This window comes from Streptomyces sp. TLI_55 (assembly GCF_900206255.1).
Lineage (GTDB): Bacteria > Actinomycetota > Actinomycetes > Streptomycetales > Streptomycetaceae > Streptomyces > Streptomyces aquilus.
In genome coordinates this window covers 5,195,927-5,219,898 of the sequence record NZ_OAOJ01000001.1, presented here as the reverse complement: position 1 = coordinate 5,219,898, position 23,972 = coordinate 5,195,927, and the positions used below count along the sequence as shown (strand labels likewise).

The following is a 23,972-nucleotide window of genomic DNA, read 5'->3' as shown; positions in this document are numbered from 1 at the left end:
GGGCGGCTACTTGCCGAGCGCCGCGAACCGCCGTACCGCCAGCGGGAAGAAGACCGCGAGCAGCGCCAGCGGCCAGGCCACGGCCGCCCACACGTGGTCCGTGCCGAGCCCGCCGAACAGGTCCCGTACGGCCGTCGCCGTGCGGGACATCGGGTTCCATTCGACCACCGTGCCGAGCCAGTCCGGCATGGAGGCGGGGGTGGCGAGCGCGTTGGACAGGAAGCCGACCGGCCAGACCAGGATCTGCACGGCCTGCACCATCTCGGGCTTCCCTGCCACCAGTGCCAGGAAGATGCCGATCCAGAGCATGGCGAAGCGGAGGAGCAGCAGCAGTCCGAGGGCGCCCACGAACGCCCCCGGGCCGCCGCCCGGCCGCCAGCCGAGCGCGAGGCCGACAGCGACGAGGACCCCGAGTCCCACCGTCGACTGGAGCATGTCCGCCGCCGAACGCCCCACCAGGACCGCCCCGTTGGCCATGGGGAGCGAGCGAAACCGGTCGATGACGCCTTTGTCGAGGTCCTGGGTGACGGCGATCATCGTGCCCTCCAGACCGAAGGCCATGGTGAGCGCGAGCATCCCGGGGACCAGATAGTCGACGTACTCCCCCTCGACGCCCCGGCCGCCGCCGATGAGATAGCCGAACATCAGCAGCAGCATCACCGGGAAGACCAGGCCGACGACGACCCGTACCGGCTGCCGTGCCCAGTGGGCGAGTTCGCGCCGGGTCATGGTCCAGGAGTCGGTCAGCGCGTACGTGTTCATGCGGCTCCCTCCGTGAGGTGCAGGAACACCTCGTCCAGCGTGGGCCGGCGCAGCACCACGTCCTCGGCCTCGACACCCGCCTCCTCCAGTGCCCGTACGACCCCGGAGAGCGCCGCCATCCGGTCGGTGACCGGGGCGCTGAGCAGCCGGCGGTCGGGGTCGACGGAGACCCCGGCCGGGTCGACCGGCAGCAGCGCGACCGCCGCCCCCAGTTGGCCCGCGTCGCGCAGCACGACGTCGATACGGTCGCCGCCGGTCGCCTTCTTCAGCTCCTCCGGTGTGCCGTCCGCGACGACCCGGCCGGCGTCCACGACGGAGACGCGGTCGGCGAGTTGGTCGGCCTCCTCCAGGTACTGCGTGGTGAGCAGGACCGTCGTACCGCCGCCGACCAGGGAGCGGACCGACGCCCACACCTCGGCGCGGCCGCGGGGGTCGAGGCCGGTGGTGGGCTCGTCCAGGAAGAGCACCTCCGGTTCGGTGATCAGGGAGGCCGCGAGGTCCAGGCGGCGGCGCATGCCTCCGCTGTAGTGCCGTACCGCCTTGCGGCCGGTGTCGGTCAGGGCGAACCGCTCCAGGAGCTCGTCGGCACGCGCGCGTGCCCGGCGGGCGCCGAGGTGGTGGAGGCGGCCGAACATCTCCAGGTTCTGCCGGCCGCCGAGCTCCTCGTCGAGCGCCGCGTGCTGGCCGAGCAGGCCGATGCGCAGGCGGACGGCGTAGGCCTGGCGTACGACGTCGTGGCCGGCCACCTCGACGCGGCCGGCGTCCGGGCGCAGCAGGGTGGAGAGGATGCGGACCAGGGTGGTCTTGCCGGCGCCGTTCGGGCCGAGCACTCCGTGCACCGTGCCGCGGGCGACCGTGAGGTCGAGCCCGTCCAGTGCCTGTTTCGTGCCGTACTTCTTGCGTGCTCCGTCGACGGTGATCGCCGTTTGGGTCACTGCCACTCCCTTGCTAGTCAAAGTTGACTACCTGATCGAAAGTAACTGCGCGAGACCCATTGGTCAAACTTGATTAGCTCGCATCCCCCGGGTGCCGCTCCCCCGTCGCGTACGGGTTCTCCGCGCCCTCGGCGAGGACGCCGACGAACGGCTCGCCCTCCCCCGCGAAGGTGTAAGCCCCCTCCTCGACGCGCCCGATCAGGCCCTGGATCCAGGCGAGTTCGGCGTCGGCCGTGTGGATCCAGAGGTTCATGATCTCGCCGATGTGACCGAGCTGCTCGGGTCCCTCCTCGGGGACGTAGTGCTCGGTGACGGAGGCGCGCCACTGCTCGATGCGCCGGATCCGCTCCTTCAGGAGGGAGACCGCCTCGGCGCGCGGAAGGTCGACCATGAAGCCGAGGGCAGCTGACTTCACGTCCATCTTCTGGTCGTACGAGGTCAGCGCCTCGCGCAGCAGCCGCAGGAACTCCTCGGTGCCCGCCTGGGTGATCTCGTACTCGGTACGGGGCGGGCCACCGGCGGTGGACGGCGCGATCTCGTGCGCGTGCAGCAGTCCCTGCTTCGCCATCTGCTTCAGGGCGTGGTAGATCGAGCCGGGCTTGGCGTGGGACCACTCGTGCGCGCCCCAGTACTCCAGGTCGTTGCGCACCTGGTAGCCGTGGGCCCGCCCGTGCTGGCGGACCGCGCCGAGCACGAGGAGACGGATCGCTGACATGGGGCCAGCGTAGGACGCTTGACGTCAGGTCCAGCTCGTGCCCTGCTCCTTGGCCACGAGTTCGAAGGCGGTGGCACCGTCCAGGGACTCGCGGATGATGTCCGCGTGGCCGGCGTGCCGGGCCATCTCGCGGATCAGGTTGAGCAGCATCCAGCGGACGGAGACCCGGCTGTCCGGCGGGAACCAGGGGTCGTTCGGCAGCGCGAAGGTGTCGTCGAGGCTCGGCACCGAGCGGGCGTACGCCTCCGTCTCGGCGGCGACCTTCTCCCAGTAGGCCAGCTGGGACTCGACCGTCTCGCCGTCCACGAGGGCGAAACACTCGTGCCAGTTCTCCTCGGTCCGCCGCACGGCCGGCGGCTCGCCCTGGGCGCGGGCGACCCAGCCCTGCTCGACCTCGGCCACGTGCTTGAGCAGCCCGGCGAGGGACAGGTCGCTCGCGCTGGGGCGGGAGGACGCCTGCTCGTCCGTCAGTCCGAGCAGCGCCCGCCGGATGGCGCCGCGCTCCGCGGCCAGATAGCCGAGCAGCGCTCCGCGCTCGTCGCCGGGTGCTTCCGCGGGAACGTGGGTGACCATGGCGGCCGCCTTTCATCGAGTGCCTTGCCGACACCGACGAAGCTACGGGCCCTTGCGGTCAGCTTCTGTCCGCAAGGGCCCGGCGCGCGCGGGAAACGCCTAGAAAGGGAAGCCGCTTCGGCCGTGCTGCACGGAGATCCACTTCAGGGTCGTGAAGGAGTCAATGGTCGCGTCGCCGTTCAGGCGGCCCATGCCCGAGCTCTTCTCGCCGCCGAAGGGGACAAGGGGCTCGTCGTGGACGGTGCCGTCGTTCACATGGAACATGCCGGTGTCGATCCGCTGGGCGAAGAGGACACCCCGCTCGATGTCCGCCGTGTGGACGGCGCCGCTCAGGCCGTACGGAGTGTCGTTGACGATGCGTACGGCCTCCTCCTCGCCGTCGAAGGGGATGAGGAAGGCGACCGGGCCGAAGACCTCCTGCCGCAGCAGGGCCGAGCCGGCGGGGACGCCGGTCAGGACGGACGGTTCGACGAGGTTGTCGATCCGGCCGCCGCGTACCAGGGCCGTCGCGCCCTCGGCGAGCGCCTGGTCGATCACGCCGGTCACGGCGTCCGCCTTGGAGCGGTTGATGAGCGGACCGATGACCGTGTCGGGCTCGCGGGGATCTCCGGTCCTGAGCGTCTTCACCTTGGCGACGAACTTCTCGGTGAACTCGTCGAAGACCGAGCGGTCGACCAGGACGCGGTTGGCGGCCATGCAGATCTGGCCCTGGTGGATGTACCGGCTGAAGACGGCGGCGTCGACGGCGTAGTCGACGTCGGCGTCGTCGAGAACCACGAGCGCGCTGTTGCCGCTCAGTTCGAGGACCGAGCGCTTGAGGTTCGCGGCGCACACGGCGGCGACATGACGCCCCACCTGGTCGGAGCCGGTGAACGAGATGACCTTCAGGAGAGGGTGGTCGATGAAGGCGTCACCGGTCTCGGCTATGTCGGTGATGACGACGTTCAGCAGGCCGCCGGGCAGACCGGCGTCCTGGAAGATCCTGGCGACCAGTGAACCGCCGACGATCGGGGTCTCCTGATGCGGCTTGAGGACGACTGCGTTGCCGAGGGCCAGGGCCGGGGCGACCGACTTGATCGACAGGAGGAAGGGGAAGTTGTAGGAGCTGATCACACCCACCACACCGACCGGGACGCGGTGGACGCGGTTCTCCTTGCCGTCGACGGGAGAGGGGAGGATCCGGCCTGCGGGGCTCAGTGCCTGCTGGGCGGCTTCGCGCAGGAAGTCCTTGGCGAGGCGCAGTTCGAAGTCCGCCTTCAGCCGGGTGCCGCCGAGTTCGGTGATGATCGCGTCGGCGATCTCCTGCTCACGTTCCTCGACCAGACGCAGCGCCTTTTCGAGGACGGCCCGGCGGGCGTACGGATTGGTCGCGGCCCACGCCTTCTGGGCACGGGCGGCCGCCTGGTACGCGTCGTCGACCTCGTCGACCGTGGCTATGGTGATCGACGCCAGCTTCTCGCCGTCGTACGGGTTGAAGTCGATGATGTCCCAGGAGCCGGTGCCCGGACGCCACTCACCGTCGATGTACTGCTGGGCGAGGTCAGTGAAGTACGACGACATGTGATCCCCAAGTCACTAGCGGACGCGCGATCTGCATCACGTCTGAGCACACGTCATCGTACGTGCGGCACAAGCGAGTTGGGGACGGAGAGCGAACTTATGGGGAGAACCCTAAGAAAGCTGGAGAAGACCCCGTAGCAGGTCCCGGCTCTCGGCCGGGCCCGGGCTGTCCTGCTGGAGCTCCTTGAGGGCGGTCTCGTACTGGGCGACGTCCTCGCGCTTGTCCAGGTAGAGGGCGCTGGTGAGCTGCTCCAGATAGACCACGTCGGTGAGGTCGGACTCCGAGAAGCTCAGGATCGTGAACGCGCCGCTCTCGCCCGAGTGCCCGCCGAAGCTGAACGGCATGACCTGGAGCCGGACGTTGGGGCGCTCGGAGAAGTCGATGAGGTGCTGGAGCTGCTCCCGCATCACCTCGCGGTCCCCGTAGGGGCGGCGCAGGGCGGCCTCGTCGAGGACGATGTGGAAGTCGGGGGCGTTCTCGGCGACGAGGTACTTCTGCCGCTCCAGGCGCAGCGCCACCCGCTTCTCGATGTCGGCCGTGCTCGCGCCCTTCATGCCGCGCTGGACGACTGCACGTGCATACGCCTCGGTCTGCAGCAGACCGTGCACGAACTGCACCTCGTACGCGCGGATGAGGTTCGCGGCGCCCTCCAGCCCCACATAGGTGGGGAACCAGCTCGGCAGGACGTCGGAGTAACTGTGCCACCAGCCCGCCACGTTGGCCTCGCGGGCGAGGGAGAGCAGCGACATGCGCTCGACCTCGTCCGTGATGCCGTACAACGTCAGCAGGTCCTCGACGTCCCTGGTCTTGAAGCTCACCCGGCCCAACTCCATCCGGCTGATCTTCGACTCGGAGGCGCGGATGGAATAGCCCGCGGCCTCGCGCGTGATCCCCCGCGCCTCACGCAGTCGCCTGAGTTGTGATCCGAGCAGCATGCGCCGCACCACCGATCCCGGCTCTCCCGCGCTCACGTTCGCCAGCCTCCCCAACCGTCTTCAGGGGCCGAAGTCTGCCACTAAAACACTTCGAGCTGTACTCGTCCGATTACAGAGATGGAAAGAAGCCAAAGATTCCACACCGGAGGTGGCCGCGAGAAGGCAAGAGAGAGGAGGAAGTTGGCGGAAAAAATGCCCAACAAGCGGTACGGCACCGTCCAATTCGGTCACGTGCACGTGCATCTGCACCTTGCATCTGCACCACACATCCGAAACCATGGTCCCGCGCAACCGCTGCATCGCAACGACCGCGAGTTCCCGGGAGTGCCTCGCATGGGGATGAATGGATCGACCATGCTCGAGCCGTTACGGCAGGGCCTTCCGCCGCTGGATCCCGCGGCCGTGTCCAACGCCGCCTCCTGTGCGCTGCCCGCCCGCTACGAAGCGGTGCGCGAGGCACGGCAGTTCGCCCGCAGAACGCTCGACCAGTGGGACATCGGCGACCGTTTCGACGACATCTGTCTCGTGGTCTCCGAACTGGTCACCAACGCCCTGCGCCACGGACTGCCGGCCGGCAACGGCCACGCTCCCGCGCCGATCCCGCCGGTGCGGCTGCATCTGATGCGCTGGACGGACCGGCTGGTGTGCGCGGTGCGCGATCCCAGCCACGACAGCCCGGTGGCGCGCGATTCGGACGACTTCGCGGCGGAATCCGGCCGCGGCCTGTTCCTCGTCGACTCCTTCGCCGACAGCTGGGGCTGGCACCCGCTGGCCGGCACCCTCAACGGCAAGGTCGTCTGGGCTCTGTTCCTGCTCCAGCCGCGGGAATCCGCCGAGTGAGGCACCGCGGCGTTTTCGACGCCGCGGTTCTACGCGCGTCACCGCAGGTAGGGAGCCGGTCACCCCGGGTTGACCGGGGCGGCCGTCGCCCTCAGCCGGCTATCAGGTGGTCGAACTCGCCGTCCTTGACCCCGAGGAGCATCGCCTCGATCTCCGCGCGCGTGTAGACGAGCGCCGGACCGTCGGGAAAGCGCGAGTTGCGCATGGCCACGCCGCCGTCGGGCAGCCGCGCGAACTCGACACAGGAACCCTGCGAGTTGCTGTGCCTGCTCTTCTGCCAGGCCACCCCGCTCAGGTCCGTGGCCGCCATGCCGTTGTACACGTCCATGCCGTTGTACACGTCGTGGTCCACAGGTCGCTCCCCGGTGCTGCGGTGGCCTTGGGGCCAATTGATGCAATGGTCAACTGGTCCGGATCATAGCTCTGTTCACGTGCAGATGCATGAGCAGATGCACGTGCACGCGGGGTGTTCCCGTGGTTACAGATGTGACGCAGGAGCCGCTACATCCGTTCCAGCACATCCCCCAGAGCGCGCATCACATGCGATCTCCAGCCCCCGTCCATGATCGTCCGGGCCATCAGCTGTGCGGGGTCGTCCGGGTCGAATCCCTCGTGTACTAGAAAGAGACGCGTTCCACGCCCTTCCTGTTCCAACCTCCACGTGATGGTCCAGTCGGCGGAGTTGGCGGGATCGGTGTCGGTCCAGCGGACGCTCAGCATCCGTTCCGGCTGAAAACCGAGAACCTCCACGTCGACGGTGCCGGAGAAGTTGGTGTTGGGCCGCGGGACGGAGGTCATCGTGTACCGGTGACCGACCTCGAGACGGAACGCCTCGGTCCCTTGCATCTGCCACTGCACGAGCAACTCGGGCTCGGTGAGGGCGCGCCACACCTTGGCGGGCGGGTGCGGGAAGAACTGGTCGACGCGGATGACGGTGAGGTCGTCGTCAGGGGTGGCGTTCATGTCGCGTCATCGTCGGGCATGCGGTCGAGCAGCTCGCCCAGCCCCTTCAGCCGGTCGCGCCAGAACCGCTCGTACGGGTGGAGCCAGTCCTGCACCTCGGCGAGCGGGGCCGCCTCCAGGCGGTAGATGCGCTGCCGGCCGGAGCGCTGCTCGGAGACGAGACCGGCGTCGCGCAGCACCTTGAGGTGCTCGGAGAGGCTCGGGCGGGCCATGTCGAAGTGGGCGGCGAGGGCCTGCACGGGCTGGGGGCCGCCGTCGCGCAGGAGGCGCAGCACGGCACGGCGGGTGGCGTTGGCGAGCGCGGCGAACACCCGGTCCGCCTCGGCCTCTTCACCGACCCCGGCTGCGGTCATGCCGACCCTCCTAGTGGTGTGCCTCCGTCAGCAGCATCAGACCGTTGCCGTCGGGGTCCGTGAAGGCGGCCATCCGGCCCCAGGGGAGTTCGTCGGGACCCTGCACGGACACACCGGCCTCGGCGAGGCGCGCGCAGTCGGCGTCGACATCGGTCGTCACCAACATGATCCCCCGGGCCGAACCGGGCTCGAAGCCGCCCATCCCGGGGCCGGAGAGCGTGAAGACGGTCTGCGCGCCCTCGGGGGCGACCTGGAGCCAGCGGCCCTGGGGCAGGTCCCGGTCGGCGGTGACCGTCATGCCGAGGACGTCGGTGTAGAAGCGCAGGGCGCGGTCCTGGTCGGAGACCGGGAGGGTGACGAAGGAGGCGTGGGTGATGGTCATGCGGACAGGATAGGTAGGCGATTCCCTACGCGTCAAACGTAGGGAATCGCCTACCTATCAGTGTTCACCTGGTGCTGGAGTACGGCAGCAGTGCCGTCTCCCGCGCGTTCTTGACGGCGCGGGCCAGCTGTCGCTGCTGCTGGGCCGTGACGCGGGTGACGCGGCGGCTGCGGATCTTGCCGCGGTCGGAGATGAACTTCCGCAGCAGGTCGGTGTCCTTGTAGTCGATGTAGGTGATCCCGGCGGCGTCCAGCGGATTGGGCCGGGACTTGAGGGGCTTGCGGTCGCTCTTACGAGGCATCAGACCTCCAGGAGGGTGTCGAAGGCGGGCGGCAACTGCTTCCAGGCGGTGCGGCCCGCGGCGTACTCGGCATCGGTCAACAGGCAGGACTCCAGGAGCCGTTCAAGTCCGTCGCGGTCGAGGGCGGGGGACGTGAACACGAGGTGCTGGCAGCAGTCGCCGTGCTCGGGGTGCCAGTCCAGCGCGGCGGCGGCGCGCCGCACCGGCGGGACCATCTCCCAGGCCGCGTCGGGGAGGGAGGCGAGCCAGGGCCCGGCGCTCTCCACGCACAGCGCGCCCCCGGCCGCGTCCCAGTGCAGCAAGGTGTCCGGCCGGTCCGCGAGCCAGAACCGGCCCCGGCTGCGGGCGGCGGCACAGGTGATGTCCTCCAGCGCCTCGTACAGCCGCTCCGGATGGAAGGGCCGGTCCCGGTGCCATACGAGGGTGGAGACGCCGTGGGCGTCGGCCTCGGCGGGCAGCAGGGCGCAGGCCGGATGCTGGGCCGCGGCGGCGGCCTCGACGTCGAAACCGGCGAGGGCGGCTTGGGCGAGGGAGCCCGGCACGCTCGCCGGGGGCGCCGCGCCCGCCAGGTCACCCGGGCCGATCGGGACCTGGCGGGCCGTCGGGTGGAGCTGGGTGAGCAGCTCGCGGTCCTCGTCGTCGGCCTCCTCCGAGTCGGCCACGGCGAGGACGGGGGCGTACTCCAGCTGGCGGGCGAAGGTGTCGGCGATCGTGCGCTGGTCGGTCGCGGCCGCGGCGAGGCCGCGCTCGGCGAGGTCGTCGCCGTTGCCGAGGTAGGGCAGGACCAGCGCCGGGTCCACGGCGGTGATCACGCCGGTGACCATGAGGCCGCCGGCGGTCACCACCTCCGCCATGGCCTTGGGCTCGACGGAGTCCCACAGTTCGACGATCGCGAGCCGTGTCGCCCCGTCGTCCGCCAGCCGCCGCAGCTCGGGCACGAGGTCTTCCCGCAGCGCGCAGCACGCGCAGTCGTTGACCAGGGGCGCCTCCTCGGCGGACAGCAGGCCGGAGGCGTCGCGCACGGTGCGCACCACGGTGCCCGCCGCGGCCGTCGCCAGGTCGTGGTGGAGTACGACGCTGGCGGGCACGTCGGCGAGGAGGCGCTCGACGGCCGCCTTACGGGCGTCGGCGTGCAGCCCGCCGACGATCACGACCGAGAGCATCAGCCCCGCTCCCCCGACCGGCCGTAGCGCCGCTCGAAGCGCTCCACGCGGCCAGCGGTGTCGAGGACGCGCGCGGTGCCGGTGTAGAAGGGGTGGCTGACGTTCGAGATCTCGACGTCCACGACCGGGTCGGTGGCGCCGTCCTCCCACTCGACCGTCTTCTCGCTCGTCATCGTCGAGCGGGTGAGGAAGGCGTGGTTCGCGGCGCGGTCCCGGAAGACGACGGGCCCGTACGCCGGATGGATTCCCTTGCGCATGGCGGCGGTCAGCGCTCCTCTCGGAAGTCGACGTGGCGGCCGACGACCGGGTCGTACTTGCGCAGCGTCATGCGGTCCGGGTCGTTGCGGCGGTTCTTGCGGGTGACATAGGTGAAGCCGGTCCCGGCCGTGGACCGGAGCTTGATGACCGGGCGGAGTTCGTTGCGAGCCATGCCGTGTATCTTACTGAAAATGAATTCCATTTACACAACTGCTTCGAGAGAGGTGCGTCACCCGTGTCCGCCCACTGCATGCTGACCGGCGCACAGCCCGGCTTCGGTAACCACATCTCCCACTCCCACCGGCGCACCTCGCGCCGCTTCGACCCCAACATCCAGTCCAAGCGGTACTGGCTGCCCAGCGAGGGCCGGTACGTCCGGCTGCGGCTGAGCGCGAAGGGGATCAAGACCGTCGACACGATCGGCGTCGAGGCGGCCGTGGCGCGCATCCGTGCCCGGGGAGTGAGGATCTGATGGCCAAGAAGAGCAAGATCGCGAAGAACGGGAAGCGGCAGGAGATCGTCGCCCGGTACGCCGAGCGGCGGGCCGAGCTGAAGGAGATCATCCGGCGGCCGTCCTCGACGGACGCCGAACGCCTGGAGGCCCGGCGGGAGTTGGACAGGCAGCCGCGGGACGCCAGCGCCACCCGGGTCCGCAACCGGGACCAGGTGGACGGCCGGCCGCGCGGCTACTTCCGGGCCTTCGGCCTGTCCCGGGTGAGCCTGCGGGAGCAGGCGCATGCCGGGTACCTTCCGGGGGTCCGCAAGTCGTCCTGGTAGCTTGCTGCGGTCGTAGCGTCGCCGCGGTCGTGGCGTCGCCTGCCCTCCGCTAGGGAGCTTTCATGGGTTCGGCTTCGGCTTCGGTCAACGTCTCGCGCATCGCGACGGCCGCGGCCTTGGCGCTGGCGGGCGCCCTCGTGCTGGGTGCGTGCAGCTCGGACGGCGGGTCCGACTCCGACGACGCCACCCCGAGCGCGAGCGCGTCCACCGGCGGCTCGGCCTCGTCCTCCGGCTCCGCCGCCCCCTCCGGTGACCTCGCCGGCAGCTGGCTCACCACCGCCAAGGGCAAGGCCGTCGTCCTGATGGTCAACGGCACCGAGGCGGGGCTGTTCGCGACCGGCGGGACGGTGTGCAGCGGGACCGCGGGCGAGGAGTCCGGCATGCAGATGATCCACCTCAAGTGCACGGACGGCAGCAAGGACCGGGCGACCGGGATGGTCGACTCCGTCGACAAGACCACCCTCAAGGTGACGTGGGAGGGCGGCCTCGGCGCGGAGACGTACACCAAGGCCGACGGCGGCAAGCTGCCGTCGGGCCTGCCTACGGCGAGCTTGGGCTGACGTAGAGGCCGTTCCGCGGGGGCGGGCAACCGCTGCCCGGGCTCGTGCGTGATGATCCATGCACGAGCCTCAGCGGCACCAGGCCGCCCGGAGCATCCAAGGACCACCATGCGCGCCCTCCCCCTCGCCGCCGCCACCCTCGCCGCGGCCTTCCTGCTGACCGCCTGTTCCGACGACGGCGGCAAGGACACCGGCGCCTCCGCCTCCCCCTCCGCCAAGGCCGGCGGCGCCTGCACGATCGAAGGGCTGGGCGTGCGGGTCGGCCCCGCCAACGCCGCGCCCGCCGCCGGCGACACCGGCAACGTGCCCGTGACCCTCACCAACAAGAGCGGCGCCACGTGCACGCTGGACTCCCTGCCCGGCGTGGACCTCATCGTCGGCGGCAACTCGGTGAGCGTGGCGGCCGACCCCGCCGTCACCGCCAGGAAGACGTCCCTCGCCAAGGGCGCCTCGGTCGTCTTCACCCTCACCTACGTCCGGGGCGAGAAGGGCAGCGACCGCAGCCTCGCCGTGACGAGCGCGGAGTTCAACCTGACGGGGTCCACCAAGCCGTACGCCTTCAAGTGGTCGTACGGCGATGTCGCGCTGAAGAAGGACGGCCAGACACCGGACGCGACGGTGGCCGGGTTCCAGCAGTCCGGCGACTGATCCGGCTCAGCGCAGGGGCTTGCGGGACTTCACCTGCGCCCGGTCGGCCGCCTCGGCGCCCTCCACCCAGCCCGCCTCGTCGGTGACACCGCGCAGCCGGGTCGCGGTGGTCTGCGGGAACATGCGGTCCACGCGGTCGGTGACGGCGACCTCGCGGGTGGCCAGGACCGGCAGCAGGTCGTCGCCGACCTGGGTCTCGGCGGCGGCGCGCAGCCGGTCGCCGACACGGTGGGCGTAGGCCGCGAGGAAGGACTGCCGGAAGGTCTTGGTCCGCTTGCGGCCACCGGCCCGCTGGGCGGCCTCCGCCTTCGTCATCGCGGTCGTGGCCTGCACCAGCAGCGAGGTGTAGAGCAGCTCGACGGCGTCGAGGTCGGGTCCGAAGCCGACCACCGTGGAGAAGGCGAAGCCCTCGTTCCAGACGGCCCGGCAGTGGTTCGCCGTCGCCACCGCGTCCAGCAGCACCGCCTTGGCCTGCTCGTACGGCGGCTCGACCCCGATCCGGCAGGCGCCCGGGGAGTCGTGCGTGGGCGCCTGCGCGTCCAGCAGCGCCTCGTCGACACTGTGCCGGGCCATCAGCTCCTGCGCCTTGGCGGTGAGCGCCTCCGCCTCGTCCGGGTAGCCGGTCGCCTCCGCCTTGGCGAGCAGCGCGCGGATCCGGGTGAGCATGCGGGGCTCGGCGGAGGAGTGCCGGGAGACGGGCTCGTCCAGGGGTTCGAGGGTGGGCAGCCGCAGCAGCAGGCGGTACAGCTCCAGGACCGCGGTGGCGTGCGAGAAGCGGTCGGTGCGGGGTGCGGGTTCGGCGGGCAGCTCGGCCAGCTGGGCCGCCCACCGGGGGCCGCGCGCCCGGTCGTCGGGCGCCTGCGCGCGGATCAGCGCCGACAGCAGGCGCAGGTGTACGTCGTCCAGCTCGCGCCGCACCAGTCGTACGACGTCGGCGGGCTGCCAGCCACGGCGCCAGGCGGCCGCGACGAACTCCCTCCCCCGGCGTTCGAGTTCGGCGTCGGCCTTCGTGTCGGCGGCGAGGAGGGAGGCGGCCATGTCGAGGGCGGAGTCGGCGTCGGTGTAGAGGGCGGCCTCGAAGGCGCGGTCGACGGTGCCCGGGGTGCCGGGGGTGCCGGGGGTGTCTCCGCTGGGCGTACTGCTGCTGGTCACGGGGCGATCGTCTCACTCCCCGAAAATCGGGTGCCGCGGGCCGTGGGGGCTTCGAGCATGGCCGCATGATGGACATGTCTCTCTACGCGGCCTTCCTCGTGGCCGCTTTCGCGCTCTGTGTGACTCCGGGTCCCGACATGATGTTCATCGTGGCGATGGGCGGCCGGGGCGGGCCGTCGGCGGGGGTGATGGCGGCGTTCGGGGTGGCCTGCGCGATGTTCGTGCACACGGTCGCCGCGGCGCTCGGACTGTCGGCGCTGTTCCTGGCGCTGCCGACGCTCTACCACGTGCTGCGCTGGGCGGGCGCGGCCTATCTGCTGTACCTCGCGGTGAAGGCCTTCCGGGACCGTTCGGTGCCGGGTGAGGGGACGGCGGCCGGGCCGGGGATGCGGCGGGCGTTCTGGCAGGGCGCCGTGACCAATCTGCTGAACCCCAAGGTGATCCTCTTCAACGTGGCGTTCCTGCCCCAGTTCGTGGCGCCGGAGAGGGGTCATGTGTGGGAGCAGTTCCTGGTGCTCGGGCTCTCGATCACGGTCATGGGGTTCGCGGTGGACGGTTCGATCGGGCTGCTCTCCGGGAAGCTGTCGGCGTTGCTGCGGCGGAGCCGGCGGGTGGCGCGGGGGCTCAACGTCTTCAGCGGGACGGTGTTCACGGGGCTGGCGGTGCGGCTGGCCGTCTCGGCGCCGAAGTAGTGTCAACTCCGGGTTGACACCCCATGGGTGTCAACCTACGGTTGACACATGACGACGAACCCCATCATCACGTCATCCGTACGCCTCGACGACCTCATCGCGGCCATCAAGAAGGTCCACGCCGAGCCCCTCGAACAACTTGAGGACGCGGTGATCGCCGCCGATCACCTCGGTGACGTGGCCGACCATCTGATCGGCCACTTCGTGGACCAGGCCCGCCGCTCGGGCGCCTCCTGGACGGACATCGGCAAGAGCATGGGGGTGACCCGGCAGGCGGCGCAGAAGCGGTTCGTGCCCAAGGAGGGCGGGGACGCCGGCGCCAACCAGGACTTCAGCCGGTTCACGCCACGCGCGCGGAACGTGGTGATGGCCGCCCACAACGAGGCCGTCGCCGCCCGCAACGCCGAGGGCCGCCCCGAGCACCTGGTCCTCGGCCTGCTGGCGGAACCGGAGGCGCTGGCCGCGAAGGCGATCGTCGCGCAGGACGTCCTCCTCGACACCGTCCGCCAGGCCGCCACCGCCGCGCTCCCGCCGGCCGCGGAGAACGCCCCGGAGCTGGTGCCCTACGGCGCCGACGCCAAGAAGGTCCTGGAACTCACCTTCCGCGAGGCCCTGCGCCTGGGCCACAACTACGTCGGCACCGAGCACCTGCTGCTGGCGCTGCTGGAGTTCGAGAACGGCGAAGGAGTGCTGTCGGGTCTCGGGATCGGCAAGCCGGCCGCCGAGGAGTACCTCACCGCGGCGCTCGCCAAGATCCAGGCGAAGCCGGCGGAACAGGGCTGACCCTCGTTGTCAGACCCTCCTGCGACACTCGCCATCATGACCGACCGCTGGGCGCTCGCCCCGGCCGAGGGCGGTGGCGCGCAGGTCGCCCCCCTCGGTGACGACGGGCTGCCCGTGGGGCCGGTGGTGCGGGAGCCGGACCTCGCGGCGGCCGTGCGGGGGCGGCCGGAGGTCACGCGGTGGGTGTGGCGGTCCACCCCCGAGGTCTATCCGCGACTGCTCGCCGCGGGGGTGCGAGTCGAGCGGTGCTACGACATCGAGGACGCGGAGACCCTGCTGCTCGGCCATGCCGGGCGGTACGGCGAACCCCGGTCGGCCGCCGCCGCGCTCGCCCGGCTGCGCGGCGGCCCCGTACCGCCCGATCCGCCGCTGCGCTCCGCCGCACCCGCCTCCCAGTCCTCCCTCTTCGAGCCCCAGGCCGTGGACCTCCCCCTCACCGATCTCCTGGAGGTCTACGCCGACCAGCTGCGCCGCCAGGACGCCACCGCGCACCCCGACCGGATGCGGCTGCTGATCACCGCCGAGTCGGCCGGGATGCTGGTGGCCGCCGAGATGAACCGCGCCGGGCTGCCATGGAGCGCCGACGTCCACCGGGCCGTGCTGCACGAGCTGCTGGGCGAGCGGTACGCCGGAGGCGGTGAGCCCCGGCGCCTCGCCGAGCTCGCCGACGAGGTGTCCGCCGCGTTCGGCCGCCGGGTCCGGCCCGACCTGCCCGCCGATGTCGTGAAGGCCTTCGCGCAGGCCGGCATCAAGGTCGCCTCGACCCGTCGCTGGGAGCTGGAGACCGTCGACCATCCGGCCGTGAAGCCCCTCATCGAGTACAAGAAGCTGTACCGGATCTGGGTCGCCCACGGCTGGTCCTGGCTCCAGGACTGGGTGCGGGACGGCCGCTTCCGCCCGGAGTTCCTCTGCCACGGGACCGTGACCGGCCGCTGGGTCACCAACGGCGGCGGCGCCCTGCAGATCCCCAAGGTGATACGCCGTGCGGTCGTCGCCGACCCCGGCTGGCGGCTGGTCGTCGCCGACGCCGACCAGATGGAACCGCGCGTGCTCGCCGCCATCTCCCGCGACCCCGGCCTGATGGAGGTCGCCGGCCGGGAGAGCGACCTCTACCAGTCCGTCTCCGACCGCGCCTTCTCCGGCGACCGCGACCAGGCCAAGATCGCGGTACTGGGTGCCGTGTACGGCCAGACCTCCGGGGACGGCCTGAAGAACCTCGCCGCGCTGCGCCGCCGCTTCCCCAAGGCGGTGGCCTACGTCGACGAGGCGGCCCGCGCGGGCGAGGAGGGGCGGCTCGTACGGACCTGGCTCGGCCGCACCTGCCCACCCGCGGCCGGCTCGGGCGAGGACGGCGCCGAGGAGGCCGGCATTCCGCAGGAGGACGACGGATGGGTGCCGGGCTACGCCTCCACCAACGCCCGCGCCCGCGGCCGCTTCGCCCGTAACTTCGTCGTCCAGGGCAGCGCCGCCGACTGGACCCTGCTGCTGCTCGCGGCCCTGCGGCGGACCTGCGCGGACATGGCGGCCGAGCTGGTCTTCTTCCAGCACGACGAGGTGATCGTGCACTGCCCCGAGGAGGAGGCCGAGCAGGTCGTCGCCGCCATCAGGGAGGCCGCGGCGCTGGCCGCCCGGCTGACGTTCGGCGAGACGCCGGTGCGGTTCCCGTTCACGACGTCGGTGGTGGAGTGCTATGCCGACGCCAAGTAGCCGTCGCACGGCCCGGTCAGCTGTCGAGCAGCTCCCTGAGCTCGGCCAGGACCTCCTTCTTGTCGGTGCCGTCCAGCGCGGCCAGCGCGACGCGCCACTGCTCCCGCGCCTCGGCCGGCCGGCCCGTCTCCCGCAGCAGCAGCCCGTACTGGTGACGGGCGAGACCGCCGGTGTAGCCGTCGGCGCGGGCGTCCGCGCGGCGCAGCAGCTCGACGCACTCGCTCTCGCACGGCCCGGTCCGGCCGAGCAGCCGCAGCGCGCGTACCAGACCGAGCCGGGACTGGGACTCCCCGTGCCAGTCGCTGTGCCCGCCGAGCATGCTCAGGCTCTCCTCGAAGTGCGGTACGGCGGCGGCCGGTTCACCGAGGGCGAGATACGCGTAGCCGATGTTGCACAGCGCCGAGTGCGCCACGATGACGTTGCCGATCTCGCTGCCGATCGCGAGCGAGCGCCGGTGGTACTCGATGGCGGCCCGCGGGTCGGTGTGCTCGTAGAGGTTGCCGAGATGGCCGTACGCCACCGCGTCGCCCCACGGGTCGTCCAACTGCGGTGACAGCTCCAGGCATTGGAGCAGGGCCTGCTCGCACTCGGCGTACCGGCCGAGGCTCTCCAGCAGCAGGCCCTGGTTGCCGAGGCAGCGCCGGACCCGGGAGATCATGCCGAGCCGCCGCCACAGCACGGTCGCCTGTTCCATGAACGCGAGGGACTCGCCGTGCCGGCCGGCGAGGAAGTGCATCCCGGCGAGGTCGCTCAGCGCGTACGCCTCGGCCACCTCGTCGCCCAGGCGGCGGGCCAGCTGGAGCGCGACCTGCCCGAGCACCTCCATCTCGGAGACCCGGCCGCCGCGCTGGAGGCAGGGGAAGATGAGCCGCAGCAGCGTGGAGACATGGGCTGCGGTGCGCTCGTCGGAGGCGTCCGCGTACCGCTCGGCGAGCGCGACGATGTTCTCCAGCTCCACGGTGCTCCAGGCGAAGGCCTCCTCGGAACCGGCGAACGGCGGCACGGACCCGACGTGCGCCGTGTGCTCGGGCGGTTGTGTCGGGGTCGGGCGACGCCGGTCCTCCTGGTCGAAGCCGGGCACGACGGTCTCGGTGAGGACGCGTTCGGCTACGGCCGTGTACCAGCGCACGCCGGTGCGGGCGACGTCGGCTGCCTGTCCGCTGCCGGCGAGTTCGCGGGCGAAGTCGCGGACCAGGTCGTGCGGGGCGTAGCGGCCGTACGCCGTCTCCTCCAGCAGGGCCACCTCGACGAGCCGGTCCAGCGCCTCCTCCGCACGGTCGGTGTCGGTGCCGAGCAGCCGGGCGACGAGCGGGGCACCGTACGTGGGCAGGTCCAGGGCGCCCAGGCGGCGCAGCGCGAGGGCGGCGTCGCGGTCGGAGCGGCGGCCCGAGGCGGCGAGCGCGTCGTGGGCGACGGCCAGGGAGCGGCGTACGGACAGGTCGTCGTACTCCAGCCGCTGCAACCTGCTTTCCGTGGCGGCGAGTTGGTCGGCGAGCACGTCCGGGGTGAGGGCGCGGCGGGCGGCCAGGCGGGCGCCGACGATACGCAGGGCGAGGGGGAGGCGGCCGGTGAGTTCGACGAGGGGGTGGGTGGCGTCGATGCGGTCGCCCCCGTCGTCGGCGTCGGCATCGGGGCCGGGGCCGGGGCCGCGGCCTGAAGCCGCGCGCAGCAGGGCCGCGCTCTCCTCCGCCGACAGGGGTTCGAGCGGGAAGCGGCGGGCCCCGTCGAGCGCGGCCAGGGGGGAGCGACTGGTGACGATCACCGCGCAGCCGGGGCCGGCCGGCAGCAACCGCCGTACCTGCGCGGCGTTCTCGGCGTCGTCCAGCACCATCAGGGTGCGGGTCGGGGCGAGCATCGAGCGCAGCAACGCGGCGGCCGCGTCGGGGTGTTCGGGGATGGAACGGGGGTCGGCACCGAGGTCCCGCAGCAGCGCGGTGAGCGCCTGGGCCGAGGTGAGGGGGGTCATGCCGGGGGTGGCGCCGTGCAGGTTGACGTACAGCTGCCCGTCGGGGAAGCGGTCGCGCAGGGCGTGCGCCGTGTGCAGGGCGAGAGCGCTTTTGCCGACGCCGGCTGTGCCGCTGATGACGGCGACGGGGGTGCGGGAGTCGCGGGGGGCGAGGGTCTGGCGCAGGTCGTCGAGGTGGGTGGTGCGGCCGGTGAAGTGGGGTGGGGGTGGGGGGAGTTGGGCGGGGCGGGGCAGGGGTGCCGGGGGCGGGGTGGCGGACGGGGTCGAGGGCGGGGCGGGTGTGGGGTCTGCGGCTGCGGTGGCTGCGGCTGCTGGGGTGGCAGGAGCGGCGGTTGTGGTTGCGGGGGCCGAAGCGTCGGCGGACGTTGGCGGAGCGGTCGGTACGGCGCCGGGTGCCGCGGACGTGGCGAGCGGGGCCGGCGTCCGTCCCGCCGCGCCCACCGAAGCGTTGGACGTGTCCGGCGAACCGTCGGCCGTGCCCGTCGAGCCGGTCGTGTCCACCGAGCCGTTGGCCGTGCCCACAGACCAACCGGCCGTGCTCACCGCCCCGTCGGCCGTACCCCGCGCCCCTTCCACAGCGCCCGGCGCCCCTTCCGAAGTGCCCGGCGCCCCTCCCGAGGTGCGCGCGGCCCCATCCGAAGCGCCTGCCACCCCTCCCGTAGTGCCCGTGACCCCATCCGACGTGCCCGGTGCCGCATCCGACGTGCCCCGCGCACCTCCCGAAGTGCCCGCGGCCCCATCCAACGTGCCCGGCACCGCATCCGACGTGCCCCGCGCACCTCCCGAAGTGCCCGGCGCCACCGACTCCCCCCGCAGCACCTCCACATGCGCCTCCCGCACCCCCGCCCCCGGCTCCACGCCGAGTTCCTCGATGAGGCGGGTGCGCAGGTCGCGGTGGACGGCGAGGGCCTCGGCCTGGCGGCCGGTGCGGTGGAGGGCCAGCATCAACTGGCGGTGGAAGGCCTCACGCAGCGGATGTTCGGCGGCGAGCGCGGTCAACTCCGGTACGGCGGCGTCGAGTCGACCGCCACCGACGGCGAGCTCGGCGTCGTAGCGCCGCTCCAGGAGCCGCAGCCGGGCCTCCTCCAGGCGTTGCACGAAGGCGTATCCGCCCAGCTCGGGCGACAGCCCGGCGAGCGGGGTGCCGCGCCACAGCGTGAGCGCCGCGGTGCTCGCGCGCAGGGTCCGCTCCCAGTCCCGCCCGGCGTGCGCGGCGCGGGCCTCGGCGGTCAGGGACTCGAAGACATGGACGTCGAGTTCGCCCTGTTCGACCCGGAGCAGATAGCCGGGCGGCACGGCCCGCAGCCGGTCGGGGTCGTCGAGCAGCCGGCGCAGCCGGGTGACGTGGTTGTGCAGGGAGGCCTGCGCGGAGGCGGGCGGCGACCCGCCCCACAGGGCGTCCTTGAGCGCGTCGACGGAGACGGTACGGCCGGCCTCCAGCAGCAGCGCGGCCAGCAGCACCCGCACCTTGGGGCTGCTCACCACACGAGCGACCCGGCCTTCGACGTCGTACAGGACCGGCGGACCCAGGAGTCCGAAGCGCAGCTCGCACCGCTTCACACCGACCCACTGCCTTCCGACGCGCTGTACCTGGCGAAATCTCGCCGTTGGCCACATGTTAGCGATCCGTTGGTGACGCCTGATGTGATCATTCCATCGGATCTGGCCCGAGGGTGCGCGCGTCTGACGCGTTACTCGGGGGAGTGTCGCCGTCGCGGCCGGATCCGGGGATGTGACAGGACCCCGGTCGTCGGAGGTGAACGACCGGGGTCCTCGTCCATGTCCCCCTCATTCCTGTCCTGGGCTCGGGCCTTCCCAGGTCAGACGATCGGCGGCCGCCCCAGCCGGGTCAGTCGCCACACCGTCCGCCAGCGCATCGGCCGCCGCTCCCCCGCCGACTCCCGCAGCCCCTCCGCGAACCCGCCGAACCAGGCGCGCAGCCCGGCCCCGGACCGGTTCCGGGCGACGGTCAGCAGCATCCACACCCCGAGGTGGACGGGGATCAGCGGCAGCGGCAGCCGGCGCCGGGCCAGCCACACCCGGTTGCGGGCGTTGACCCGGTAGTAGACGGCGTGCCGGGCGGGCGAGGTCTTCGGGTGCTGGAGCAGCAGCTCGGGGGCGTACAGGATGCGCCAGCCGGCGTCGGCGGCCCGCCACGCCAGGTCGGACTCCTCGTGCGCGAAGAAGAACCGCGCGGGCCAGTCCCCGATCTCGTCGAGCATGGCCATCCGGAAGCCGTGTCCTCCGCCGAGGAAGCCGGTGACGTACCCGCCGCGCAGCGGATCGGCGGAGCCGAGGCGGGGCACGTGCCGCTGCTGGGTCTCGCCGTGCTCGTCGGCGATCCGGAAGCCGACGATGCCGAGCCGGTCGTCGGCCGCGAACAGCTCGCCGACCCGCCGCAGCACGTCGGCGTCGACGAGCAGCCCGTCGTCGTCCAGTTCGACGACGACGTCGACGTCCCCGAACTCCCGCAGCCTGGCCAGCCCGACGTTGCGTCCGCCGGGGCAGCCGAGGTTCTCCTCCAGCTCCACGACGGTGACCTCGCCGGGCAGTGACAGCCGCTCGGCGAACTCCGGGAGCCGGCAGCCGTTGCCGACGATCACGATCCGGGTGGGCGGGACGTCCTGCTTGGCCACGGACTCCAGCAGGGCGTCGACCTCGGCCGGCCGGTTCCCCATGGTCACGACGGCCACGGCGACCCGCGGCGCCCGCGCTGCCTCCTCCATGCCCTCACCTCATCCCGGCTCTCAAGTACCGCCGCGATGCTAGTGGTTCACGGTAAGGACTTCTCGACGACTCCTCAGGTACGGGGACGAGTCGCCCGTTCCGCGCCCCGGTTCTCCTTCCTCCGTACGAATTTCAGCCCCGACCAGTCCTCCCCCAGCGCCGCCACCTTCACATCGACGACGCCGAGCGGGAGGAAGAGCTCCCGCAGGTCGTTCTCGGTGATGTCGCTGACATGCCCGGCGGCCTTGCGGGGCCAGGCGATCCAGAGCATGGCGTCGTCGGCGAGGTCCCGTACCAACGCCGTCGCCTCGGCCGCGAGTCGGGCACGTTCCCGGTAGAAGGCGAGGGTGACGTCCATCCCGCGCGGGCCGCCCACGGCGGGGGAACACCCGTCGGGCAGCCCGGGGATGTCCCACCCTTCGGGCGCGTGCCGCAGTCCCACCCGCTGGCCGCCCTTGATCCCGATCTTCCGGGCGAGCGGGGTACCGGAGTAGCCACTCGTCATGTCTCTCTCCCTCGCACTCCCTCACCCCATCATGGCGCGTGTGACCCATGCCACACGGCAGGGGTGCATAGCGGGACCGGGCCCCACGTCCTTATTAGAGGTGTGAGGGAGGGGCGACGCTGATGAGGCAGGGGCGGTCCGACGCGTTCGACCGGTTCGTGGCGAACCGGTGGCCGGCGTTGCTGCACCTGGCGCGGCTGCTCACCGGCGGCGACCGGCACCGGGCCGAGGACCTGTTGCAGGAGGCGCTGGTCAAGCTCTGGTTCGCCTGGCCTCGGGTGGCCGACCAGGCACCCGAGGCCTATGTGCGCAAGATCCTGGCCCGCGCCGCGGCCCGCTCGGCACGGCGTCGCTGGTGGGGTGAGCAGCCCACGGATCCGCTCGACCGGCTGCCCGACCCGCCCGAGCCGGCGGACGAGACCGCCGCCGTGGACGAACGGACCCGTCTGGAGGCCATGTTGGCGCAGCTCCCGGCACGTCAGCGGGCCGCGGTGGTGCTGCGCTACTACCAGGACCTGCCCGAGCAGCAGGTGGCCGAGGTGCTGGGCTGCCCGGTGGGGACGGCCCGCTCGCTCACGGCACGGGGCGTCGGACGGCTGCGGCGGCTGATGGCGGAGACGGCCGAGCCCGTGTCGTCGGCCGAGGGAAGGGCGGGGTGAAGAAGGAGCCATGGACCACTTCGAAGAGGAACTGGCGCACATGATGCGCCACAACGGTGCCCCGGAAGAGGGGTACGAGGACCGGCACCGCCGACGCCTGTACGCCGGCGTCCGCGCCCGGCAGCGCACACGGCGGGCCTGGATGGCCACGGGTTCGGCGCTGACGATCGCCGCACTCGGGGCCGTACTGATGACCCTGCCGAACTCCTTCGCCCAGAACGGCCCCGGCCCGCACACCCCGCGCCCCGCGACCTCCGCCGAGCCGCTCCCGACCCGCTCGACGGCGGACGGCGCCCCGATACCGGCCCTCACGTCGAGCAGGACAACCGTCCCTGTGGCGTCACCTCGCGGCGGAACCCGTACGACGTGAGAGCCGAGAGCACCCCTACGGTCGCGGCAGCACAAGCCACCGAGCCCTCCCCACCCCCGTGGGAACAACGCCTGCGCCGCTTCGGATACACGCCCCGCCCGCACCCACCCCTCCGGGACCGCCTGACCGCCCCCTTCCCCCAGCCCTTCGCACGCTGGTCGGGCTGGGCCGGCCCCCTGCTGGTGGCGACCCTGGCCGGCGTGCTGCGCTTCTGGCGCCTGGGCGACCCGCACACGCTCGTCTTCGACGAGACGTACTACGCCAAGGACGCCTGGTCGCTCCTGCACCTCGGTTACGAGGGCACATGGCCGGACCGCAAGATCGCCGACCCTCAGATCCTGACCGACCCGCAGGTGATCCCGCTCTCCGACCCCGGGGTGTTCGTGGCGCATCCGCCCGGGGGCAAGTGGGTGATCGCGCTGGGCGAGTGGATGTTCGGCCTGGACCCGTTCGGCTGGCGCTTCATGACCGCGGTGCTCGGCACGCTGTCGGTGCTGATGCTGTGCCGTATCGGCCGCCGTCTGTTCCGCTCGACGCTGCTGGGCTGTCTGGCCGGGACCCTGATGGCGCTGGACGGCCTGCACTACGTCATGAGCCGCACCGCACTGCTCGACCTGGTCGTCATGTTCTTCGCGCTGGCGGCGTTCGGCTGCCTGCTGATCGACAGGGACAAGGCACGAGAGAGGCTCGCGTCGTCACTACCGCCCGCCGGCACCGACGGCCACATACGCCCGGACGCCCACGCGGCCGCCCACGCAGGAACCGGACCACGCCCCTGGCGCCTCGCGGCCGGCGTCTGCCTGGGCCTGGCGTCCTCGGCCAAGTGGAACGGCCTGTACTTCCTGGCGTTCTTCGTGGCCCTGACCCTGCTGTGGGACGTGGGCGCCCGCCGAATGGCCGGGGCACGCCACCCCTACCGCGCGGTCGTCCGCAAGGACCTCGGCTGGTCGCTGCTCTCCCTGATCCCGGTGGCCACGGTGACCTACCTGGCCACCTGGACCGGCTGGTTCCGCTCCTCCGACGGCTACGACCGCCACTGGGCGGACGGACGCGGCGGCCCCTGGTCCTGGATACCGGCCCCGTTGCGCAGCCTGTGGCACTACGAGCACGACGTCTACCAGTTCAACGTGCACCTGGACGCGTACCACAAGTACAAGTCGAACCCCTGGAGTTGGCTGGTCCTGGGCCGCCCGGTCCTCTTCCACTACGAGTCCCCGAAACCGGGCACGACCGGCTGCCACACCCCGACGAACTGCTCCCAGACGATCCTGGCCCTGGGCACCCCGGCCCTGTGGTGGACGGCCTGCGCCGCCCTCGCCTACCTGCTCTACCGCTGGGCGCTGCGCCGCGACTGGCGAGCCGGCGCGATCCTCTGCGGGGCGGCCGCCGGCTACCTCCCCTGGTTCCTCTACCAGGACCGCACGATCTTCTCCTTCTACGCGGTGATCCTGGTCCCGTACGTCTGCCTGGCGGTCACGATGCTGCTGGCAGCCCTCCTGGGCCCACCGGACTCGCCGGAGACCCGCCGCGTCCGAGGCGCGGTGGCGGCCGGCGTGATCGTCCTGCTCATCGCCTGGAACTTCATCTACTTCTTCCCGATCTACACGGCCCAGACGATCCCGTACGCGGACTGGCAGGCACGGATGTGGCTGGACTCGTGGATCTGACCCGAAGCCCCGCCTTAG

29 protein-coding genes are annotated in these 23,972 nt (G+C 71.7%); 11 read left to right on the top strand and 18 right to left on the bottom strand.

Annotation, left to right across the window (positions count from 1 at the left end; genetic code table 11):
• Positions 1-6: 6 nt before the first annotated feature.
• From CRP56_RS24015 to CRP56_RS23990, 6 genes are all read right to left on the bottom strand, one after another.
• Entirely contained in the window at positions 7-762 is a 756-nt protein-coding gene (locus CRP56_RS24015) for an ABC transporter permease (protein ID WP_097267209.1), read from the bottom strand.
• Positions 759-1,697: an ATP-binding cassette domain-containing protein gene (locus CRP56_RS24010; protein WP_097267207.1), complete on the bottom strand. Its 939-nt coding sequence runs from the start codon at positions 1,695-1,697 to the stop codon at positions 759-761. Before CRP56_RS24010 ends, CRP56_RS24015 begins: the two co-directional genes overlap by 4 nt.
• A 73-nt stretch (positions 1,698-1,770) precedes the next feature.
• Positions 1,771-2,412, bottom strand: a complete 642-nt coding sequence (locus tag CRP56_RS24005; protein WP_097267205.1) for a PadR family transcriptional regulator — start codon at positions 2,410-2,412, stop codon at positions 1,771-1,773.
• 24 nt (positions 2,413-2,436) lie between these two features.
• Positions 2,437-2,985: a DinB family protein gene (locus CRP56_RS24000; protein ID WP_097267203.1), complete on the bottom strand. Its 549-nt coding sequence runs from the start codon at positions 2,983-2,985 to the stop codon at positions 2,437-2,439.
• Between the two features lie 99 nt (positions 2,986-3,084).
• Complete coding sequence (locus CRP56_RS23995; RefSeq protein ID WP_097267201.1) at positions 3,085-4,545, bottom strand: aldehyde dehydrogenase family protein; 1,461 nt, start codon at positions 4,543-4,545, stop codon at positions 3,085-3,087.
• A gap of 111 nt (positions 4,546-4,656) precedes the next feature.
• Positions 4,657-5,481, bottom strand: a complete 825-nt coding sequence (locus CRP56_RS23990; protein ID WP_097267199.1) for a helix-turn-helix domain-containing protein — start codon at positions 5,479-5,481, stop codon at positions 4,657-4,659.
• A gap of 333 nt (positions 5,482-5,814) precedes the next feature.
• Here CRP56_RS23990 and CRP56_RS23985 point away from each other — a divergent pair, with 333 nt between their 5' ends.
• Positions 5,815-6,321: an ATP-binding protein gene (locus CRP56_RS23985; protein WP_097267197.1), complete on the top strand. Its 507-nt coding sequence runs from the start codon at positions 5,815-5,817 to the stop codon at positions 6,319-6,321.
• Between the two features lie 91 nt (positions 6,322-6,412).
• Here CRP56_RS23985 and CRP56_RS23980 read toward each other — a convergent pair whose 3' ends face one another.
• From CRP56_RS23980 to rpmG, 8 genes are all read right to left on the bottom strand, one after another.
• The gene (locus tag CRP56_RS23980; protein WP_059194009.1) at positions 6,413-6,673 is read right to left on the bottom strand and encodes a DUF397 domain-containing protein; all 261 of its coding nucleotides are present in this window, start codon (positions 6,671-6,673) and stop codon (positions 6,413-6,415) included.
• Positions 6,674-6,822: 149 nt separating this feature from the next.
• Positions 6,823-7,284 (bottom strand): SRPBCC family protein, encoded by a 462-nt coding sequence (locus CRP56_RS23975; protein ID WP_097267196.1) that lies wholly within the window; start codon positions 7,282-7,284, stop codon positions 6,823-6,825.
• Positions 7,281-7,637, bottom strand: coding sequence for an ArsR/SmtB family transcription factor (locus CRP56_RS23970; protein WP_097267194.1), 357 nt, complete (start codon positions 7,635-7,637; stop codon positions 7,281-7,283). Before CRP56_RS23970 ends, CRP56_RS23975 begins: the two co-directional genes overlap by 4 nt.
• Positions 7,638-7,647: 10 nt before the next feature.
• Positions 7,648-8,019, bottom strand: coding sequence for a VOC family protein (locus CRP56_RS23965; RefSeq protein ID WP_097267193.1), 372 nt, complete (start codon positions 8,017-8,019; stop codon positions 7,648-7,650).
• 64 nt (positions 8,020-8,083) lie between these two features.
• Complete coding sequence (gene rpsR, locus CRP56_RS23960; protein WP_097267191.1) at positions 8,084-8,320, bottom strand: 30S ribosomal protein S18; 237 nt, start codon at positions 8,318-8,320, stop codon at positions 8,084-8,086.
• The gene (locus CRP56_RS23955; RefSeq protein ID WP_097267190.1) at positions 8,320-9,483 is read right to left on the bottom strand and encodes a CobW family GTP-binding protein; all 1,164 of its coding nucleotides are present in this window, start codon (positions 9,481-9,483) and stop codon (positions 8,320-8,322) included. The genes rpsR and CRP56_RS23955 overlap by 1 nt, the downstream gene beginning before the upstream one ends.
• Positions 9,483-9,740, bottom strand: coding sequence for a type B 50S ribosomal protein L31 (locus tag CRP56_RS23950; RefSeq protein WP_097267188.1), 258 nt, complete (start codon positions 9,738-9,740; stop codon positions 9,483-9,485). The genes CRP56_RS23955 and CRP56_RS23950 overlap by 1 nt, the downstream gene beginning before the upstream one ends.
• Positions 9,741-9,748: 8 nt before the next feature.
• Positions 9,749-9,913: a 50S ribosomal protein L33 gene (rpmG, locus tag CRP56_RS23945; protein ID WP_019753828.1), complete on the bottom strand. Its 165-nt coding sequence runs from the start codon at positions 9,911-9,913 to the stop codon at positions 9,749-9,751.
• A 63-nt stretch (positions 9,914-9,976) separates the two neighbouring features.
• Here rpmG and rpmB point away from each other — a divergent pair, with 63 nt between their 5' ends.
• From rpmB to CRP56_RS23925, 4 genes are all read left to right on the top strand, one after another.
• A complete protein-coding gene (rpmB, locus tag CRP56_RS23940; protein WP_097267186.1) occupies positions 9,977-10,213 on the top strand; it encodes a 50S ribosomal protein L28 in 237 nt (78 codons plus the stop codon).
• Positions 10,213-10,518: a 30S ribosomal protein S14 gene (rpsN, locus tag CRP56_RS23935; RefSeq protein WP_097267185.1), complete on the top strand. Its 306-nt coding sequence runs from the start codon at positions 10,213-10,215 to the stop codon at positions 10,516-10,518. The genes rpmB and rpsN overlap by 1 nt, the downstream gene beginning before the upstream one ends.
• A gap of 62 nt (positions 10,519-10,580) precedes the next feature.
• Positions 10,581-11,078 carry a hypothetical protein gene (locus tag CRP56_RS23930; protein WP_097267183.1) on the top strand — a complete coding sequence of 166 codons (498 nt, stop codon included), beginning with the start codon at positions 10,581-10,583 and terminating at the stop codon, positions 11,076-11,078.
• Between the two features lie 108 nt (positions 11,079-11,186).
• Entirely contained in the window at positions 11,187-11,726 is a 540-nt protein-coding gene (locus CRP56_RS23925) for a DUF4232 domain-containing protein (RefSeq protein WP_097267181.1), read from the top strand.
• Positions 11,727-11,732: 6 nt separating this feature from the next.
• Here the strand turns inward: CRP56_RS23925 and CRP56_RS23920 are convergent, their stop codons facing one another.
• Positions 11,733-12,878: a DUF2786 domain-containing protein gene (locus CRP56_RS23920; protein ID WP_179851108.1), complete on the bottom strand. Its 1,146-nt coding sequence runs from the start codon at positions 12,876-12,878 to the stop codon at positions 11,733-11,735.
• Positions 12,879-12,943: 65 nt separating this feature from the next.
• Here CRP56_RS23920 and CRP56_RS23915 point away from each other — a divergent pair, with 65 nt between their 5' ends.
• Genes CRP56_RS23915 through CRP56_RS23905 form a run of 3 tightly spaced genes read left to right on the top strand, consistent with a single transcriptional unit; the run spans position 12,944 to position 16,060 of the window.
• Positions 12,944-13,570: a LysE family translocator gene (locus CRP56_RS23915; RefSeq protein ID WP_097267179.1), complete on the top strand. Its 627-nt coding sequence runs from the start codon at positions 12,944-12,946 to the stop codon at positions 13,568-13,570.
• Between the two features lie 48 nt (positions 13,571-13,618).
• Positions 13,619-14,353 (top strand): Clp protease N-terminal domain-containing protein, encoded by a 735-nt coding sequence (locus tag CRP56_RS23910; protein ID WP_097267177.1) that lies wholly within the window; start codon positions 13,619-13,621, stop codon positions 14,351-14,353.
• Between the two features lie 36 nt (positions 14,354-14,389).
• Complete coding sequence (locus CRP56_RS23905; protein ID WP_097267175.1) at positions 14,390-16,060, top strand: bifunctional 3'-5' exonuclease/DNA polymerase; 1,671 nt, start codon at positions 14,390-14,392, stop codon at positions 16,058-16,060.
• A 16-nt stretch (positions 16,061-16,076) separates the two neighbouring features.
• On the opposite strand, the gene CRP56_RS23900 is transcribed toward CRP56_RS23905, so the two are convergent.
• The 3 genes from CRP56_RS23900 to CRP56_RS23890 all read right to left on the bottom strand — a co-directional run bounded on the left by CRP56_RS23900 (position 16,077) and on the right by CRP56_RS23890 (position 21,258).
• The gene (locus CRP56_RS23900; protein WP_179851107.1) at positions 16,077-19,643 is read right to left on the bottom strand and encodes an AfsR/SARP family transcriptional regulator; all 3,567 of its coding nucleotides are present in this window, start codon (positions 19,641-19,643) and stop codon (positions 16,077-16,079) included.
• 203 nt (positions 19,644-19,846) lie between these two features.
• Complete coding sequence (locus CRP56_RS23895; protein WP_097267173.1) at positions 19,847-20,752, bottom strand: glycosyltransferase family 2 protein; 906 nt, start codon at positions 20,750-20,752, stop codon at positions 19,847-19,849.
• 74 nt (positions 20,753-20,826) lie between these two features.
• A complete protein-coding gene (locus CRP56_RS23890; RefSeq protein WP_097267172.1) occupies positions 20,827-21,258 on the bottom strand; it encodes a DUF3052 family protein in 432 nt (143 codons plus the stop codon).
• A gap of 122 nt (positions 21,259-21,380) precedes the next feature.
• Here CRP56_RS23890 and CRP56_RS23885 point away from each other — a divergent pair, with 122 nt between their 5' ends.
• From CRP56_RS23885 to CRP56_RS23875, 3 genes are read left to right on the top strand one after another with little or no spacing between them, the layout of a single operon-like run.
• Positions 21,381-21,917 (top strand): SigE family RNA polymerase sigma factor, encoded by a 537-nt coding sequence (locus CRP56_RS23885; RefSeq protein ID WP_097267170.1) that lies wholly within the window; start codon positions 21,381-21,383, stop codon positions 21,915-21,917.
• 10 nt (positions 21,918-21,927) lie between these two features.
• Positions 21,928-22,287 carry a cellulase gene (locus CRP56_RS23880; protein WP_097267169.1) on the top strand — a complete coding sequence of 120 codons (360 nt, stop codon included), beginning with the start codon at positions 21,928-21,930 and terminating at the stop codon, positions 22,285-22,287.
• Complete coding sequence (locus CRP56_RS23875) at positions 22,284-23,954, top strand: dolichyl-phosphate-mannose--protein mannosyltransferase (RefSeq protein WP_097267168.1); 1,671 nt, start codon at positions 22,284-22,286, stop codon at positions 23,952-23,954. The genes CRP56_RS23880 and CRP56_RS23875 overlap by 4 nt, the downstream gene beginning before the upstream one ends.
• Positions 23,955-23,972: the final 18 nt, after the last annotated feature.